The organism is Prosthecobacter sp. GW821-HT29F12 (assembly GCF_058803405.1).
Genome location: NZ_CM179517.1, coordinates 2,383,428 through 2,399,130, shown reverse-complemented (window position 1 = coordinate 2,399,130; position 15,703 = coordinate 2,383,428). Strand labels below are relative to the sequence as shown.

General features: G+C 59.9%; 17 protein-coding genes and 2 tRNA genes. 10 read left to right on the top strand and 9 right to left on the bottom strand.

Features of this window, described 5'->3' with window-relative positions; genetic code table 11:
* Nucleotides 1-50: 50 nt before the first annotated feature.
* From AC3RLQ_RS09845 to hemB, 5 genes are all read left to right on the top strand, one after another.
* Nucleotides 51-125 (top strand) — tRNA-Asn (locus tag AC3RLQ_RS09845).
* Between the two features lie 7 nt (nt 126-132).
* Nucleotides 133-207 (top strand) — tRNA-Met (locus AC3RLQ_RS09840).
* A gap of 124 nt (nt 208-331) precedes the next feature.
* Nucleotides 332-574: a hypothetical protein gene (locus tag AC3RLQ_RS09835; RefSeq protein WP_487682593.1), complete on the top strand. Its 243-nt coding sequence runs from the start codon at nt 332-334 to the stop codon at nt 572-574.
* On the top strand, nt 562-1,032 hold the full coding sequence (locus tag AC3RLQ_RS09830; protein ID WP_493036635.1) for a type II toxin-antitoxin system VapC family toxin: 471 nt from the start codon (nt 562-564) through the stop codon (nt 1,030-1,032). Before AC3RLQ_RS09835 ends, AC3RLQ_RS09830 begins: the two co-directional genes overlap by 13 nt.
* 46 nt (nt 1,033-1,078) lie before the next feature.
* The gene (gene hemB / locus AC3RLQ_RS09825; RefSeq protein ID WP_493036634.1) at nt 1,079-2,053 is read left to right on the top strand and encodes a porphobilinogen synthase; all 975 of its coding nucleotides are present in this window, start codon (nt 1,079-1,081) and stop codon (nt 2,051-2,053) included.
* Between the two features lie 20 nt (nt 2,054-2,073).
* On the opposite strand, the gene AC3RLQ_RS09820 is transcribed toward hemB, so the two are convergent.
* The 3 genes from AC3RLQ_RS09820 to AC3RLQ_RS09810 form a co-directional block, all read right to left on the bottom strand.
* The gene (locus tag AC3RLQ_RS09820) at nt 2,074-4,917 is read right to left on the bottom strand and encodes a DUF1553 domain-containing protein (protein ID WP_493036632.1); all 2,844 of its coding nucleotides are present in this window, start codon (nt 4,915-4,917) and stop codon (nt 2,074-2,076) included.
* A 40-nt stretch (nt 4,918-4,957) separates the two neighbouring features.
* The gene (locus AC3RLQ_RS09815) at nt 4,958-5,665 is read right to left on the bottom strand and encodes a class I SAM-dependent methyltransferase (RefSeq protein ID WP_493036630.1); all 708 of its coding nucleotides are present in this window, start codon (nt 5,663-5,665) and stop codon (nt 4,958-4,960) included.
* A gap of 119 nt (nt 5,666-5,784) precedes the next feature.
* A complete protein-coding gene (locus AC3RLQ_RS09810) occupies nt 5,785-6,012 on the bottom strand; it encodes a hypothetical protein (RefSeq protein WP_493036628.1) in 228 nt (75 codons plus the stop codon).
* A gap of 150 nt (nt 6,013-6,162) precedes the next feature.
* On the opposite strand from AC3RLQ_RS09810, the gene AC3RLQ_RS09805 reads away from it, so the two are divergent.
* The 5 genes from AC3RLQ_RS09805 to purU all read left to right on the top strand — a co-directional run bounded on the left by AC3RLQ_RS09805 (nt 6,163) and on the right by purU (nt 11,291).
* Nucleotides 6,163-7,224, top strand: coding sequence for a hypothetical protein (locus tag AC3RLQ_RS09805; RefSeq protein ID WP_493036626.1), 1,062 nt, complete (start codon nt 6,163-6,165; stop codon nt 7,222-7,224).
* A gap of 162 nt (nt 7,225-7,386) precedes the next feature.
* Entirely contained in the window at nt 7,387-8,409 is a 1,023-nt protein-coding gene (gene plsX, locus AC3RLQ_RS09800; RefSeq protein WP_493036624.1) for a phosphate acyltransferase PlsX, read from the top strand.
* Nucleotides 8,396-9,415 carry a beta-ketoacyl-ACP synthase III gene (locus AC3RLQ_RS09795; RefSeq protein WP_493036622.1) on the top strand — a complete coding sequence of 340 codons (1,020 nt, stop codon included), beginning with the start codon at nt 8,396-8,398 and terminating at the stop codon, nt 9,413-9,415. Before plsX ends, AC3RLQ_RS09795 begins: the two co-directional genes overlap by 14 nt.
* 226 nt (nt 9,416-9,641) lie before the next feature.
* Nucleotides 9,642-10,418: a glutamate 5-kinase gene (gene proB / locus AC3RLQ_RS09790; RefSeq protein WP_493036620.1), complete on the top strand. Its 777-nt coding sequence runs from the start codon at nt 9,642-9,644 to the stop codon at nt 10,416-10,418.
* Nucleotides 10,419-10,430: 12 nt separating this feature from the next.
* Nucleotides 10,431-11,291 (top strand): formyltetrahydrofolate deformylase, encoded by an 861-nt coding sequence (gene purU, locus AC3RLQ_RS09785; protein WP_493036618.1) that lies wholly within the window; start codon nt 10,431-10,433, stop codon nt 11,289-11,291.
* A 330-nt stretch (nt 11,292-11,621) separates the two neighbouring features.
* Here the strand turns inward: purU and AC3RLQ_RS09780 are convergent, their stop codons facing one another.
* The 6 genes from AC3RLQ_RS09780 to AC3RLQ_RS09755 all read right to left on the bottom strand — a co-directional run bounded on the left by AC3RLQ_RS09780 (nt 11,622) and on the right by AC3RLQ_RS09755 (nt 15,655).
* The gene (locus AC3RLQ_RS09780) at nt 11,622-13,250 is read right to left on the bottom strand and encodes a glycoside hydrolase family 75 protein (protein ID WP_493036616.1); all 1,629 of its coding nucleotides are present in this window, start codon (nt 13,248-13,250) and stop codon (nt 11,622-11,624) included.
* Between the two features lie 63 nt (nt 13,251-13,313).
* The gene (locus AC3RLQ_RS09775) at nt 13,314-13,991 is read right to left on the bottom strand and encodes an ABC transporter ATP-binding protein (RefSeq protein ID WP_397385923.1); all 678 of its coding nucleotides are present in this window, start codon (nt 13,989-13,991) and stop codon (nt 13,314-13,316) included.
* 41 nt (nt 13,992-14,032) lie between these two features.
* Nucleotides 14,033-14,494 (bottom strand): tRNA (cytidine(34)-2'-O)-methyltransferase, encoded by a 462-nt coding sequence (locus AC3RLQ_RS09770; protein ID WP_493036614.1) that lies wholly within the window; start codon nt 14,492-14,494, stop codon nt 14,033-14,035.
* 6 nt (nt 14,495-14,500) lie between these two features.
* Entirely contained in the window at nt 14,501-15,010 is a 510-nt protein-coding gene (locus AC3RLQ_RS09765; RefSeq protein ID WP_461524632.1) for a GtrA family protein, read from the bottom strand.
* A gap of 51 nt (nt 15,011-15,061) precedes the next feature.
* Complete coding sequence (locus tag AC3RLQ_RS09760; RefSeq protein ID WP_493036611.1) at nt 15,062-15,379, bottom strand: YMGG-like glycine zipper-containing protein; 318 nt, start codon at nt 15,377-15,379, stop codon at nt 15,062-15,064.
* Between the two features lie 39 nt (nt 15,380-15,418).
* Nucleotides 15,419-15,655, bottom strand: coding sequence for a YMGG-like glycine zipper-containing protein (locus AC3RLQ_RS09755; RefSeq protein WP_395734417.1), 237 nt, complete (start codon nt 15,653-15,655; stop codon nt 15,419-15,421).
* Nucleotides 15,656-15,703 lie beyond the last annotated feature (48 nt).

Here is a 15,703-nt window from a genome sequence, read left to right as displayed (position 1 = left end):
GAGAACGTTTATCCATCTCGCCCCCTTCTTCGGGAGCGGGAAAAAGTGATTCCTGAGTAGCTCAGCGGTAGAGCGGGTGGCTGTTAACCACTAGGTCGTAGGTTCGAACCCTACCTCAGGAGCCATCGCAATGGCAGAGTAGCTCAGGGGTAGAGCAGAGGACTCATAAGCCTTTGGTCGGGAGTTCAAATCTCCCCTCTGCCACCACGATAACCCCCACACGTGGTAGGCCAAAAAATTGAGACTGGCGAACATGGTGCGCCCGGTTCGTTGATGATCTGACTCGGCAGCACTTGCCATGGGTCCGCAAAACGGCTATTTTTTTATAGTAATGGCCACTGTGACACTTGATCAAACCTCGCGCATCGAAAGCCTGCTGGCTGCCGGCGAGCTGGTGTTTTTGTCGAAAGCCGGAAAAAAGCTGGGGGTCATCATTCCTGCTGTGGAAAAGGCGCACGGAGTGCCTCTGCCTGATTTTCGTACACGCCTTCGGCAGACATGGGGCAGCCGCGTGTTCAGTGACGCGGAAGTGAAAGCCATGCGCGAGGCCGAACTCGAACATTGCCACGGCTGAGGCACTGCGCGGATACGTCCTTTTTATGCTCGCTTTACCGGCAGCAAAGCCATTCAGAACTGGCCATTGTAACTCTTGAAGACATTGGCGCTCCCATAGTGATTTCTCCTTTGCTTTCGTATGAATTTCGGCAGGCCGCCAGGTTTCAGGTGTTCCTTCGCTCCAAGGATGCCAGCAAAGGATATTTGGAGGCAGAAGCGATGGCAATGCTCGCGCAGTTTGACCTTGATCTGGATTCGGGCGTGGTTGTCGAAGCAGGTGTAAATTATGCAGAGATGGGCAGGGAAGTGGAACGGTTGAGCGAACGCTACACGATGAAACGCGGAGCGCGTTCCTTTGACCTGCTGCACATTGCCACGGCGTTGCAATGGCAGGCCTCTGTGTTTCTGAGTTTTGACGTTTTGCAGCGTGAAATTGCTTCGGCAGAGGGCCTGAAAGTTTTGCCGCTGATGCCTTGATTCGCCATTTGCCCATCGCCCGGCTTTCCCCCAATATTCACGGCAGATGAACCTTCCGATCCGTCCTCGTCGCAACCGCCAGTCTCCCGCCATCCGTGATCTCGTTCGCGAGACGGAACTGACACCGGGCCATTTGATCTATCCGCTCTTCCTGCAGGAAGGGAATGCCAACACTCCCATCGCTTCGATGCCCGGCTGCACACGCTGGAGCATTGAGGGGTTGGTCAAAGAAGCCGGAGAAGCACATGCACTCGGCGTTCCTGCCGTCGTTCTGTTCCCGCGCATTCCCGATGAACTCAAAACTCGTGGCGCCGAAGCCTGCCATGCCGATGACGGCCTCGTGCCACGTGCGATCCGTGCGCTGAAAAGCGCGCACCCAACACTGACGGTGATCACCGATGTCGCGCTCGATCCCTACAACAGCGACGGCCACGACGGCCTCGTGACCGATGACGGCCGCATTTTGAATGATGAAACCGTGGCCGTGCTCTGCCAGCAGGCGCTCTGCCACGCACGCGCCGGTGCGGACATCGTCTCACCGAGCGATATGATGGACGGACGCGTCGCTGCGCTGCGTGCTGCGTTGGATGGCGCAGGATTTCAAGCCGTTTCCATTATGAGCTACACCGCCAAGTATGCCAGCGCCTACTATGGTCCCTTCCGTGGCGCACTGGACTCCGCGCCGAAGGCCGGCGACAAGAAGACCTACCAGATGGACCCCGCCAATGCTCGCGAAGCCCTGCGCGAAGCCGCGCTCGATGAAGCCGAGGGTGCCGACATCCTCATGGTGAAGCCCGCAGGCCCGTATCTCGACATCATCGCGAAACTGCGCGCCGCCAGCACGCTGCCCATCGCTGCCTATCAGGTCAGTGGCGAGTATCTCATGATCAAAGCCGGTGCCGCAGGTGGCTGGATCGACGAGACCAAAATCGTCAACGAATCCCTCATCGGCATCCGCCGTGCGGGCGCGGACATGATTCTCACGTATTTCGCGAAGCAATGGTCTGCCGCGTGGCGCTGAGTATCTGAGCGCCCGCTCGATTAATCCAAGAACCGAAACTCCGGCGTGGACCACAGCGTCTGGATGAAGCGCGCCCAGAGGTCGCGCACGTCATCGGCTGTGGCATTGCCAGACTGGCTGGATTCAAGGAACTCGCGGACCTGAGTTAGCTCCTTCTCCGTGGGGCTGCGCTGCAAGGAGTTCTGGAATGCGGTATCGATTCGTTTATCAGTCTCATGCGATGACTTGAGCACCACCTCTGCCGCATGGCGCGCCTGCTCGATGACCTTCGGGGAGTTCATCAAAAAGAGCGCCTGCGTCGCCACCGTGCTGGTGGTGCGCTGGGCGATGGGCTGGTTGATGTCGGCGAAATCAAAGACTTCAAACAGCGGGTGGCGCACATTGCGGAAAGCTGCGGTGTAAAGGCTGCGGCGCGTGTCGAGGAACTGATAGCCGTATTCGATGTTCTGAATCTTCTGATCGTTGGCATCCACCGCTTTGACTTCACTGACACCGGGTCCGCCAAAGGCGCGATCCAAGGTGCCTGCTGCCGTGAGCATGGCATCACGCAGGCACTCGGCATCGAGGCGTTTGCGGTTCATGTGGCTGAGCAGACGGTTGTCCGGGTCCATCGCATGCTGAGCTGCGGAGGCCGCGCTCGTGGAAGCCATGCGGTAGGTGCGGCTCATGACCATCTGTTTGACGAGATGCTTCAGGCTCCAGCCGTCTTCAATGAACTTGATGGCGAGATAGTCGAGCAGTTCGGGATGGCTCGGCGCTTCTCCGGTGGAGCCAAAGTTGTCGGTGGTGCGGACGATGCCCGCGCCAAACAGCCAGTGCCAGACCCGATTGACCATGATGCGCGCAGTCAGCGGATTGTCACGGGAGGTGATCCACTGGGCCAGTTGAAGACGGCCGCTGGCTTCGGCGGGAATGCCTGGGGCATTGCCATGGAGCGCCGCCTGAATGAAACCACGCGGCACGCTGGCACCCAGATTGCGAATGCTGCCACGGATGTGAATCTTGGCGTCTTCGGGTGCGCTGTCTTCCGCCACGGACATTGCCTCGGGGCGGTCTGGAATGTCCTTTTGCAGGGCCTTGAGTTCTTTCTCCAGAGCGGCGAGACGCTGCTTGAGCTTGCTCGCGGTGGCTGATTCTTTTTTGGCCGCGGGTTCCGCGAGGGTTTCATCTGCAGGTACAAACTGCACGGCATCAATGGTCACGTAGCCCTGCGAGCCCGCATTGGAGATGAGAACGAAGCCCTGACCATTGGCTTCAAAGCGATAGGTGCCCAGCGCGGCAAATTGCAGACCCTTGAGTGAGTCCGTGGTCATCTTCACGCCTTTCAGTTCCTCTCCATCGGCATGGAGGATGGTGGCCGTGGCGCTCTCAGCACGGTTGGGCCCGGCATTGAAGGCCACGCGCACCTCGTAGCGCCCGGTCTTTGGAATCTTCGGTGTGAAGGTGACGGTCTTCTCGCCTTTGCCTTCGTTGTTGTCACTCAAATAGCCGGTGCCGATGTAGGGCGCGTAGCTGGTGGACTGCTTCCAAAAGCCGACTTTCTGCGCAGCGCTGTCATCCACCACAATGCCAGGCAGATCGCTCAGCGCGATGTTCTTTCTTGTCCGCAGATCCGCACTGCCAGCATCCCGCAGGTCGTCTTTGAGCGCGGCGATTTGATCCTTCAGCGCATTCACCTGCTGCTCGTGTTTTTGCAAGGTGGTTTCCGCTTCGCCATCCAGCGGCAGCGGGGTGTCGATCCAATGCGCCACGTTGTCGGTGTAATTCTTGAGCGTCTTGGTACTGCGCAGAATGCCCGCGAGGGCGTAGTAGTCCCGCGCAGAGATGGGATCAAACTTATGATCATGGCAGCGTGCGCAGCCGATCGTGAGGCCAAGGAAGGCGCGGCCCAGCGTGTCGAGCTGTTCATCCACGATGTCCATGCGCAGCATGCCTTTGTCCTGCTCCTCGTAGTTCGTGGGACCGAGCGCGAGAAATCCCGTGGCCGTGACCTGCCTGCGGCGGGCGGCGGAGTCTGTGGCCGGCAGCAGATCACCCGCCAGATGCTCGGTGATCATGCGGTCCACCGGCACATTGTCGCGGATGGCTTCGATGACGTAATCACGGAAACGCCACGCATCTTTGAAGGGCAGGGAACGACCGCCGCCTGAGGATTCCGCAAAGCGGGTGATGTCCAGCCAGTGTGAGGCAAATCGCTCCGCAAAGGCGCTGGAGGCAAGCAGTTCGTCCACGCGCTTCTCATACGCCTGCGGCGTCAGCGGAGCAGGCTGGGACAGGTCAGGCGGCAGTCCCGTGAGGTCAAAGGCCAGCCTGCGCTGCAAAATGGAAGTGCTGGCATCTGGCGCTGGCGCGAGCTGGTTGGCCTCCAGTCTGGCAAGGATGAAGCGGTCGATGTCATTCGCAGGCCATCCGGTGTTTTTCACCGTAGGCACTGGCGCAGCCTTGGGCGGCTGAAAGGACCAGAAGCTGGCATCGGCACGGGCGGATTTCGATTTGCCCCCGGTGCTGGCCACGTCATCGCGCGGATCGGGTGCGCCGGATTCGATCCAGAGCTTGAGGTCGGCGAGTTCGCTGTCCTTGAGCTTGCGCTTGGGCGGCATCCGTAAATCTCGGTCCGCATAGCTCACGGCCTGCCAGAGCTTGCTCTCGGCGAGCTTGCCGGGCACCAGTGCTGGGCCCGAGTCGCCCCCGGTCTGCCATCCGGCGCGGGAGTCGAGGCGAAGGCCGCCCTTCTGCTTGTCAGGGCCGTGGCAGTCGATGCAGTTCGCGATGAGCAGCGGGCGGATGCGCTGCTCAAAATGCGTCATGTCCGCAGCACTCGCAGCGGCGGAGAGAGAAGCGAGAAAGAGGGCTCGTCGGATCATCAGGGGTGCGAAGGCAAACGAGACCCGTCAGGAGCGTCTTTCAGGCCGTGAACCGCAAGATGTAATGCTGCTGATACCGGCCAATGATCTGCGGCTCTGACAGTGCCGCCTGCCTGGCCATCTGCGTGAGGTCGGCCAAGGTCTCTGGAAAGTCATAGGCGGCCACGTGGGAGCAGGCTTCGTCAAGATGCTCCGGCAGCACCTCCGTCCACTGCGTGCGCATGAAGTTCAAGTAGCCGTCGAGGTACTGCTCGCGTGTCTGACCGTCCTCGCGCACGACATCGACCAGGATGAACTGACCGCCAGGAGCCAGACGCTCGGCGCAGGCGGTGAAGAGGCGCTGCTTGTCGGCGGCATTCAGATGATGCACGGCAAAGCCGCTAAAGATGACGTCAAAGGCCGAGTCCGTGTCCTCCACCGCCTTCAGCATGTCCTTGTGGTGCAGCCCCGTGTTGGCAATGCCCTGCAAATACGTGCGTGCTTCCTCCAGAGCGGAGGCGGATAAATCCACGCCGTCATAGCTGGCCGGCGGTGCCGTTTTCAGGCAGGGTGCCAGGAAGCGCGCGTTCCCACAGCCCAGATCGAGGAGGTGATAAGGCCCCTGCGCATGGCGCTCCTGCAGCACCCCGGAAACGTGGTCATAGATCTCACGATGGAACATGTAGTTCTTCTCAGAGATCGCGTCGTAGAGCGTCCAGGCTTTGCGAAAAAGGGCGGTGTTGTCGTCTTGAGTGAGGGAAAGGCTCATGTTTTGCGGGAAAGGGGACCGCTGCAATCGAGGGCGATCACAGCGGCGATGCCGTTGTGCACCTTTCTCACGTCGATACTGGTTTTCAACTGCGGCACCAATGGCATGCCAGCGAGTCTTTAATAAGGGCGCGGAACGATGATGTGCCCGCCGCCATGGGGGCGGTACCAAACGCCGTGATGATTGTAGTATCGCACCCCGCCGTGGTAGTAGGGGCGTGCACCGTAGGGCAGAACAACCGGGCGGCCCACGGGTCGCACGAGAGGCCGACGATAGACGGGACCGACAACGCATGAGGCCAGCGAGAACAGAACAAGGGCGGAGCAGAGCAGATGCTTGAGTTTCATGATGTGGATTGGGTTGCGTCGTTAAAATGACCCCTGTTTGACGAAGTTGCTGAAATTTATTTCACGCTTCTTGATCGAAAGGCTGTGATTTCCACTTTCGTTTACTGCCTCCCGTTTCACATTCCCCGCTCCCATCCCCCCGTCCCGTCCATGACTCCAGCCGAAGCCAAAACCCAACTCGACACCCAAGTCCGCGAAATCATCAACTGGCATTTCTCGCCAGAAACCGGCTGCCCCTTCTGGCTCGACTGGGCTAAAAACAATTTCGACCCCCGTGGCAAGGTGAACAGCTACGAGGACATCCTGGCAAACTTCACCCATTTCCAGGACGAATGGCTCCGCGATCAGCAGCCGGAAGTCTGGGTCCCCGCCGCCTTCAAAGGCAAGCCCTTCAATATTTTCGAAACCGGTGGCACCACTGGCATGCCCAAGCAGCGCATCGGCTGGAATGACTTCCGCGTTGATTACGAGGAGTTCAGCCACAAGCTCGACGACAAGCACTTCCCGCCGGGTGAATCATGGATCATGGTCGGCCCCACCGGCCCCCGCCGCCTCCGCCTCGCCGTGGAGCATCTGGCCAACTACCGCGGCAGCTCCTGCTACTTCGTCGATCTCGACCCCCGCTTTGTGAAGAAGCTCATCTCCAACAAGCAGTTCGACGTGGCCCGCCAGTATATGGACCACGTGGTGGACCAGGCTGTGCTTCTGCTGAAGAACCGCAAGATCTCCGCCATCTTCACCACTCCCAAGCTCCTCGAAGCCCTCGCTGAAAAGGTGGATCTCTACTCCGCTGGCATCCGTGGCTGCTTCGTCGGCGGCACCACCATGACTCCGCAGTACGTGCGCTTCATCGTCGAAGAGGTGCTGGAAAACCGCATCGGCTTCTACCCCACTTACGGCAACACCCTCATGGGCCTCGCCGCCAGCGTGCCGCTGACCCCGGAGGACAACTTCTCCATCACCTACTACGCACCGCAGCCCCGCGCCGTGCTGCGTGTGGTCGATCCGAAGAACACCGACCAGACCGTCGAATACGACGCCTGGGGCCGCGTGGAGCTCACCACCCTCACCAAGGAATTCTTCATGCCCCGCTTCCTGGAGCGTGACGAGGCCATGCGCCGCAAGCCCCGCGCTCCCTATGCCTGGGACGGTGTCGCCGACGTCCGCCCCTTCGGCGCGATGGAGAAAACCATCGTGGAAGGCGTGTACTAAACGCGCCGTTTAAGCCTGCGTTTTTTCAGCCGGGAGTGCAGCCACTGCACTCCCGGTTTGTTTTTGTCCTAGATGGCCAAAAACTCCCATTTGCATTCCCGCTTCCGCACGCTTTAAGACTCGTTTCCCGATACTTTTGAAGACTCTCACGCAACCGCAGGAATGAAGATCGCACTGGATGTCATGGGGGGCGATTTCGCCCCGCAAAACCCCATTGGCGGCGTCAAACTCGCCCTCGAGTCGCTGCCCGCCATCACCAAACTGTTTTTGGTGGGCGTCCCGGCTGCCATTGAGCAGGAACTGCAGAAGCAGGGAATCTCCAGCCCGAAACTGGAAATCGTCCCCGCCAGCCAGGTCGTCGAAATGTCGGACAGCGGCATCGACGCCGTGCGCAAAAAAAAGGACAGCTCCATCAGTGTGGCCGTGGACCTGGTCAAAGATGGCAAGGCAGATGCCGTGGTCAGCGCCGGTCACACCGGTGCCGCCGTGACCGCCTCTCTGATCAAACTGCGCACCCTCACGCATATCGAGCGGCCGGCCATCGCCTCGATCATGCCCTCCTTGACCAAGCACTGGGTGCTGATCGATGCCGGGGCCAATCCGGACAGCGAGCCCTCCCATCTGGTGCAGAATGCCATCATGGGCAGCGTCTTTGCCCGCCATGTGCTGGGCCGGGAGAACCCCAGAGTGGGCCTCATGTCCAATGGCACCGAGGCGGAAAAGGGCAATGCCTTGTGCAAAGAAACCGGCAAGCTGCTGCGCCACACCGCTGGCATCAATTTCATCGGCAACGTCGAAGGCCACGACGTGTGGGAAACGCCGCCGGATGTCGTCGTGTGCGACGGCTTCACCGGTAATGTCATTTTGAAAAACGCCGAAGCCCTGGCCCACACCATTTTCAGCATGGTGAAGAGCGAAATTAAGAGCGGCTTCTGGACCAAGATCGGCGGCCTGCTGGCCAAGCCCGCCTTCAAACGCGTCCACTACCGCACCAATCCCGACGAGGTCGGCGGCATGCCGCTGCTGGGCCTGCGGGGCATCACCATCATCGCCCATGGCAGTGCATCTCCGCTTGCCATGAAGAATGCAATCCGTCAGGCTTGCGAATCCATCCAACACCAGGTGGGGCCGCACATCGAAGCCGCCGCCACCGCCCATTCCATTTCCCTCCATGCCCGCTCCTAGTTCCCAGCCCTTTTGCGCCTCCAGCATCATTGGCACAGGCAGTTACATGCCTGAAAAAGTGCTGACCAACGACGATCTGTCGAAAATTGTCGATACCTCCGACGAGTGGATCACCTCCCGCACCGGCATCAAGGAGCGCCGCATCGCCGCACCAGAGCAGGCCACCAGTGATCTCGCTTCCGAAGCCGCCCGCCGTGCCATGGCCAGCGCCGGAGTGGCCCCCGAGGAAATCCAGCTCATCATCGTCGCCACTGTCACGGCGGACATGTTCTTCCCGTCCACCGCCTGCTTTGTGCAGAAGAAGATCGGAGCCGTAAATGCCGTCTGCTTTGACATCTCGGCCGCCTGCTCCGGCTTTTTGTACGCCCTCCAGGTCGCACGTCATTTCATCAACACCGGCAACCGCACCACCGCGCTCGTCATTGGCGCAGAAAAGCTCAGCAGCCTCATCAACTGGAAGGACCGTAACACCTGCGTGCTCTTTGGTGATGGCGCCGGCGCCGTGGTCATCCGCCGGGCCGATGAATCGGAAACCGAGGCCCCAGGGCGCGTTCTGTCCACGGTCATGGGAACCGACGGCACCTTGGCTGACGTCCTCAAGGTTCCAGGCGGCGGTTCCGCCTGCCCAATCACCCCCGAAAACGTCGAGTCGCATCCCAACACCATTCACATGGAAGGCCGCGAAACCTTCAAGCATGCCGTCACCCGCATGCTGGAGGCCTCCCAGCAGGCGCTGGAAATCGCCGGCCTGACCGCAGCGGATGTCTCGCTCGTCATTCCACATCAGGCCAACGCGCGCATCATCAGCGCCATCGCCGAACGCCTGAACCTGCCGCTGGAGCGTGTGTTCATGAACCTGGACAAATACGGCAACACCAGCGCCGCCACCATCCCCGTCGCTCTCGACGAAGCCAACAAGGCCGGCCGCCTCCAAAAGGGCGATGTCGTTCTCCTCGTTGCCTTCGGCGGCGGCTTCACTTGGGCCAGTTCCGTGGTGCGGTGGTAAGATTCGGATTGGCCGCAAAGAGGCACAAAAAGGGCAAAAATCAGAGTCTGATCTTCTTTCGATTCGGGCTCTGAATTACGGTTGGATTCCGTATTCCCTGGCACAGCCGCCCCACGCCTCTTTTTTGAACCGCTTTGCGCCTTTTTGTGGCCACCCCTGCGCCTTTTGCCCTTTGCATCGCAGCGCACCCCGCCATATTCGCCGCCCTTCGTTTTCCCCCTGACTCATGGCCTCCAAGCGCATCGTTCTCAAATTCGGCTCCGGTATTCTCACGCGTAAAGATGCGCCTGAACCCGATCCTGTGCAGCTGCGCAAACTCGTCGAGGCCGTCGCATTGCTAAAGCGTGCCGGGCATTCGGTCGTCGTCGTCAGCAGCGGTGCCGTGGCCTCCGGCCTGAAGCCGCTTGAATTCAAGCAACGTCCTTCCGATGTGACCACCCTGCAGGCGCTCGCCGCCGTGGGCCAGACGCACCTCATGCACGCCTATGAATCCCTGCTTCGGGATCACGGCCTGCACGTCGCCCAGCTGCTCGTCACCCATGAAGACTTCGAAAATGCGGATCGCGCCCCGCGCGTCAAAGCCGTGCTGGATCGTCTCATGGAGTTCTCCCAGGTGGTGCCCGTCATCAATGAAAACGACTCCGTCGCCATCGAAGAACTGCGCTACGGCGACAACGACAAGCTCTCCTCCCGCGTCGCCCGCTTCTGGGGTGCTGACGTCCTCATCCTCCTCACCAGCGCCCCGGGACTTCTGCGCGACACCAAGAAGCCTGAAGAGGGTCCGATCCCTGTCGTCGAGAATGTCGATGACGTGATCCACCACGCCGAAGAGGAAAAATCCACCCTCGGCACCGGCGGCATGATTTCCAAACTGCGCGCCGTGCAGGACGCAGTGCACGGCGGTGTGGAGTGCATCATCGCCTCCGGTCGTCATGCCGAGCAGATTCCCAGCCTGATCGAAGGCCAGGGCATTTGTACGCGTTTCCCGGCTTCACGTTCGTAATCCTGATTCACCATGGCTTCTGCTGACATCGCAACACTCCTCATCCATTGCCCGGACCGTCCCGGACTCGTGCATGATGTGACCGGGTTCATCTTCTCCCATCAGGGGAACATCATCGATCTGCAGCAGCACATCGACCCCGAGCAGAACGCCTTCTTCATGCGCCTGGAATGGAGCCTGGAGAAGTTCACGCTCGAAAATGAAGAGATCGAATCACGCCTGCAGCCCATGGCGCGCCGGCATGAAATGCAGATGCGCCTGAGCTTTGCCAGCCAGCGCAAGCGCATCGCCCTCTTTGTCACCAAGGAGAACCACTGTCTCTACGATCTCCTCGCCCGTCATGAATCCGGCGACCTGCCCGTGGACATCCCGCTCATCGTTGCCAATCACGAGACCCTGCGGCCGGCGGCGGAGCGCTTCGGCATTCCGTTTCATCACTTTCCAATCACGAAGGACAACAAGCTCGCGCAGGAGGCCGCCCAGATCGAACTGCTGCGCCAGAACCGCATCGACACCGTCGTGCTGGCCCGCTACATGCAGATCATCAGTCCGGCGATGATCGCGGAGTTTCCTCACCGTATCCTGAACATTCATCACAGCTTCCTGCCTGCTTTCGTCGGTGCGAAGCCCTACCATCAGGCCTTCCAGCGCGGCGTGAAGATCATCGGCGCCACAAGTCATTACGTCACCGCAGATCTCGACGAAGGTCCGATCATCCATCAGGACGTCATGCGCGTCAGTCACGAAGACAGCGTGCAAGACCTCGTGCGCCTCGGTCGCGATTTGGAAAAAACCGTCCTCGCCAAAGCCCTCTGGTGGCACTCACGTGACCGCGTGCTGGTCGTCAAAAACAAGACGGTGGTGTTTGACTGAGGATAGCAGACAGCAACGCTGCCAGGCATGAATGGCACTCAGTTAAAGGGGGCGTGCGTTCTTGAGGTCTTGGGCACCCGAGTCACGCGCCAGCGTCTTGGAGTGCGGTGGCAGAGATGCACGGCGCAAGCCTGCATCGCCGACACCGCTTTCGCTAGGTGTTGTATGCTCCTCTTGGCCTGAGACTTCTGTCCGGCCTGCGAAAGCGGCGTCGCGCCCAGGCTTGCCGCACGCACTCCAAGACGCTGCCGCGTTCTCGTGAGTGCAGGACCAGAAGCAAGCGAAGCGAACGATACCCAGCCTTAACTGAGTGCCATTCTTGCAACGCATTTACTTCTTCTTCGCTTTCGCACCACTCGATTTGGCAGGCGCGGCCTTCGGTGTGGCTTTCACTTCACCGGACTTTGTCGCATCGGGGGATGGCGGGATGGGGGTGAGATTGATCGGTGCCGTGGCAGGGCCGGGCAGGGGAGTCGTGGTGGATGGAACTGCCGGCGGGGCCGTTATGGTCCCTGGAGTGCCGGGGGTGGCTGCGTCACTGGTCGCAGGTGGCATGACGGTGACGGGTGGTGGCGGCTCCGGTTTCTTGAACGGGTCTTCCCAGGTGTGCAGCTCAAAACCAGCACCCACGCCGCCCACTTCTCCCAGCAGGGCCAGGCATTTCTCCCGCCATTTCGCGAGATCCGGCGCACTGCGCTCCTTCTCCGCCGTGCCGGGAAAGATGAGGTAGGTCACCTTGAGATCGCTCTCGGGCCGGATGTAGGGAGTGGCCTTGGGATTGATGGTTTTGGCCATGAGCAGCGAGGCTTCGCCCATCTTGAAGCTGGGGCCGTAGTCGCCGCAGATGGCAGGGTAGATTTTTCCTTCGTGAATGACGGCCGCGTAGTCGCCGATCTGCGGCGTGAACTTGTTCTGGTCCGCATAGCCACGGAACAGCAGCGAGATGACGATGAAGGGATCTTTGTCCGCGATGAGACTGCTGCGCACCTTGAAGTCGGAGACCTCAAGCTTGAGCTGGTCGATCATGACCTTGAGCTCCCGGTTGCGTGATGAACTCAGGCCCTTCTTTGAGAATTCATCCTGCGCTTTCTGCAGGCGCTCCTCCCATTTGGCGAGGAGCGGGTTCGGCGTCTTCGTGGTCTTCGCCCACGCATAGCTCGTGAAGGGCTGGTAATAGTCGGAGAGGTAGATGTACTCCTCCAGCGTCGGCATGCGGTCGCCATCCGAGCCGTCGGCCACGACATCCATCTCCGACTGCACGAGCAGTGCGCGGCGCTGAGTGGTCGGGTGGGTCAGTTCTAGGATGGTCTCGGTGTCATAGAAGTTGTGACTGTCGAGGACTCTGTTGAGGCGCGTGAGGTCGTTCTGCACGCGGTTGGTTTTGTTCTCGTAAAGCTTGTGGTAGAAGCCGCTCACCTTCGCCGCAGTCATCATCACCTCGAGTCCGGGCAGGATGGCGGGCAGGTTTTTGTTGATGCGGGAGAGTTCGTCCAGCGTCTGATTTGCCTTGGGCACGCGGATGCTGAGCTGGAACTCCGCCTTGTAGGCCTCGGGATCAAGCCGTTCCAGACTGGCAAATCCGCCTTCTTCGGTGATCAGGTTCGTCTTGACCGTGATGCCGTTGAAGAGCCTGGCCACGTCGATGTCCTTGCGCGGGATGAATTTCTCCGGCAGCGGCGGCTGGACTTCGCGGATGACCTCCTTGGTCACTTCTTTGACGACGGGAACTTCCTTGATCACATCCCGCATCACGTCTCGTGTGATGATGCGTTCCTTCGTGCTCCGTGCGGAGGCGACGATGTCCTGGATGGCTTTTTTGATCTTGCCGGCAAAGGGGGTGAATGGCAGCACCAGTGCAATGAGCAGGATGAGCAGAAACAGCAGGCGGATGAGCGAGCCAAAGCAGCCGCGCTTCTGGCGCTGAGGTCCTGGGAGGGGAGGGGAGTCCGTGGCGGGCATGGGAGATTCCGAAGACATACGCGTGCAGAAGTTTAATCTCGTTTCAGCACCAAGGCGAGTGCATCAACCTTCTTCGAGACGGCCTTCTTTGAGGAGCAGGCGGCGGTCACCGCGCTTGGCCAGGGTTTGATCATGCGTGACGACCACGAGTGTTTTTTTGGCTTCATCGACCACCTGCATCAGCATGTCGATGACGCCGCTGCCGGTGCTTGCATCGAGATTGCCGGTGGGCTCATCAGCGTAGATGATGCCAGGGTTGTTGATGAGCGCACGGGCGATGGCCACGCGCTGCTGCTCGCCGCCGGAAAGTTCGGTTGGCAGGTGTTGGAGACGTGCCGTGAGGCCCACCTTGTCCAGCAGTTCGCGGGCGCGTGTCTCGGCTTTTTTGCCGCCGATCATGGCCGGCAGCATCACATTTTCCAAAGCCGTGAGTTCCGGCAGCAGGAAGTAATGCTGGAAGACAAATCCCATGACCTCGTTGCGAGTGCGCGCACGCTCGGCTGCGGCCGCCTGATACAGCGAGCGGCCATGCACCATCACATCTCCCGATGTGGGCTGCTCCAGCCCGCCGAGGACGTAGAGCAGAGTGGTTTTGCCTGCACCGGACTGGCCGCAGAGAAACACCTTTTCACCGGCTGCGACTTCGACATTGACGCCGCGTAGCACGGGCAGATCATGCCCCGCAAGGTGGTAGGTACGGTGCACATCGTGTGCGGCGAGTGGGGCTGCTTCCTGGCTCATGTAGTAAATTAGGGTGTACGCTCCGCAGATGCCACGCGGCGTCAAGGCATGATGCCCGCCAGCGCGCGTTGTCTGAGCGTCTCATACATCACAATGCCCGCTGCCGTGGCTAGATTCAGACTCCGCGTGCCCTGCATCGGGATGCGCAGGCAGCGCTCCTGCTGGATCACCGAGGTCGGGATGCCGCGTGTTTCCGGGCCAAAAACGAGGAAAATCTCATCCGCTGTGAGATCGGCCTCCCAGTAGGTATGCTCGCCCTGGCATTCGATGAACCAGCACGCGGCTGCGGCAGGAATCTCCGCGGCCAGCGCCTCCCAGCTCTCCCAGACCCGCACATCCACCTCCGCCCAGTAGTCCAGTCCGGCGCGCTTGAGCTGCTTGTCATCAAGGCTGAAGCCGAGAGGTTTGATCAGATGCAGCCGCGCATTCGTGGCCAGGCACAGCCGTCCTATGGCACCCGTGTTGTGCGGAATCTCCGGCTGAAACAAGACGACGTTCAGCATGTGAGGTCAGCCTTTGAAGACAAAAAGCTTCCGGCAGATGAAATTCACCAGAGTGGAAGAAATGATCAGCATCAACTGGGCGGTCAATGTGCTGATCCCATACCACTTGATGAGATACGGCCCGGAGAGCAGGCCAATGGCAAACCCTGTCGAACTGACCACCGAAAAATAGACAAACTCCAACACCCGGTGATGCCGTCCCGGGGTGAATACCCAGAGGGAATTGGTCACATAGGCAAAGATGTTGCCAAAGAAAAAGGCGATGATGTTGTTGTAGATGCTGTGCAGCGCACGCACCTCATCGGTCACACCACTGCTGACCAGGGCTGGATACATGCCCCATCTGGACAGGGCATAAAAAATCGCCGTTGTGAGGGTCAGCGATCCAATTCCGCAGATGCCATACTTGATAAACTGGATCAGCGGATGCGTGTCCCGCGTGTTCAGACGCACCAGTATCGAACGCCAGTCGTTCTCACGAAAAAATAGAAGAGCCTCACCGATTTTTGACATCATCAGGTGAGGCTCTCCGGGGATCGTTGCTCTGCAAGCAAAGATGCGTTGCGTTTAGTAGTAGTGGTAGTTGCCGTTGCGGTCGTAGTAACCCTGCTGCTGCTGGCGTCCACGGTAGCCCTGCTGCTGGCCCTGGTAGTATTGCTGCTGCTGGCGCTGGTCACGAGAATTGCCAATGGCGTTGCCACCCAGAGCACCGAGGCCGGCACCGATGGCGGCGCCTTCCAGGCCACGTCCGCTCTGATTGCCGATGATGCCACCGACGGCTGCGCCGCCGAGTGCACCAAGCACAGAACCTGTTTGAGCATTAGGGCCGGAAGCGCAGGAAACCAGCGAAAGGGCGGTGAGAGCAGTGAGGAGAGTTTTTTTCATGTTTGGATTAATGGATTGAATGTATTTGCAGGGGCTTGATTAATAGTAGTAACCACGGCGGCGGTCACGGGCATTGCCGATAGCATTGCCGCCCAGAGCGCCGAGCGCACCACCGATGGCAGCGCCTTCGAGGCCACGACCGCTTTGAGAGCCAATGATGCCGCCGACAGCAGCACCGCCGAGGCCGCCGATAACAGCGCCCTGTTGAGCGCCCGGGCCGGTGGCGCAGGATGAGAATGTTGCAGCAGTGATGAGGGTGAGGATGAGATGTTTCATAATAGTTTGATTGTTGTGATCAAGCAGACTGCTTTGTCGGTAAATAGG

Bases quoted from the DNA above. Each gene is read 5' to 3' on its own strand.
- AC3RLQ_RS09835 (WP_487682593.1), top strand. From the start codon at position 332: ATGGCCACTGTGACACTTGATCAAACCTCGCGCATCGAAAGCCTGCTG.
- hemB (WP_493036634.1), top strand. From the start codon at position 1,079: ATGAACCTTCCGATCCGTCCTCGTCGCAACCGCCAGTCTCCCGCCATC.
- AC3RLQ_RS09820 (WP_493036632.1), bottom strand. From the start codon at position 4,917: ATGATCCGACGAGCCCTCTTTCTCGCTTCTCTCTCCGCCGCTGCGAGT.
- AC3RLQ_RS09815 (WP_493036630.1), bottom strand. From the start codon at position 5,665: ATGAGCCTTTCCCTCACTCAAGACGACAACACCGCCCTTTTTCGCAAA.
- AC3RLQ_RS09810 (WP_493036628.1), bottom strand. From the start codon at position 6,012: ATGAAACTCAAGCATCTGCTCTGCTCCGCCCTTGTTCTGTTCTCGCTG.
- AC3RLQ_RS09805 (WP_493036626.1), top strand. From the start codon at position 6,163: ATGACTCCAGCCGAAGCCAAAACCCAACTCGACACCCAAGTCCGCGAA.
- plsX (WP_493036624.1), top strand. From the start codon at position 7,387: ATGAAGATCGCACTGGATGTCATGGGGGGCGATTTCGCCCCGCAAAAC.
- AC3RLQ_RS09795 (WP_493036622.1), top strand. From the start codon at position 8,396: ATGCCCGCTCCTAGTTCCCAGCCCTTTTGCGCCTCCAGCATCATTGGC.
- proB (WP_493036620.1), top strand. From the start codon at position 9,642: ATGGCCTCCAAGCGCATCGTTCTCAAATTCGGCTCCGGTATTCTCACG.
- purU (WP_493036618.1), top strand. From the start codon at position 10,431: ATGGCTTCTGCTGACATCGCAACACTCCTCATCCATTGCCCGGACCGT.
- AC3RLQ_RS09780 (WP_493036616.1), bottom strand. From the start codon at position 13,250: ATGCCCGCCACGGACTCCCCTCCCCTCCCAGGACCTCAGCGCCAGAAG.
- AC3RLQ_RS09775 (WP_397385923.1), bottom strand. From the start codon at position 13,991: ATGAGCCAGGAAGCAGCCCCACTCGCCGCACACGATGTGCACCGTACC.
- AC3RLQ_RS09770 (WP_493036614.1), bottom strand. From the start codon at position 14,494: ATGCTGAACGTCGTCTTGTTTCAGCCGGAGATTCCGCACAACACGGGT.
- AC3RLQ_RS09765 (WP_461524632.1), bottom strand. From the start codon at position 15,010: ATGATGTCAAAAATCGGTGAGGCTCTTCTATTTTTTCGTGAGAACGAC.
- AC3RLQ_RS09760 (WP_493036611.1), bottom strand. From the start codon at position 15,379: ATGAAAAAAACTCTCCTCACTGCTCTCACCGCCCTTTCGCTGGTTTCC.
- AC3RLQ_RS09755 (WP_395734417.1), bottom strand. From the start codon at position 15,655: ATGAAACATCTCATCCTCACCCTCATCACTGCTGCAACATTCTCATCC.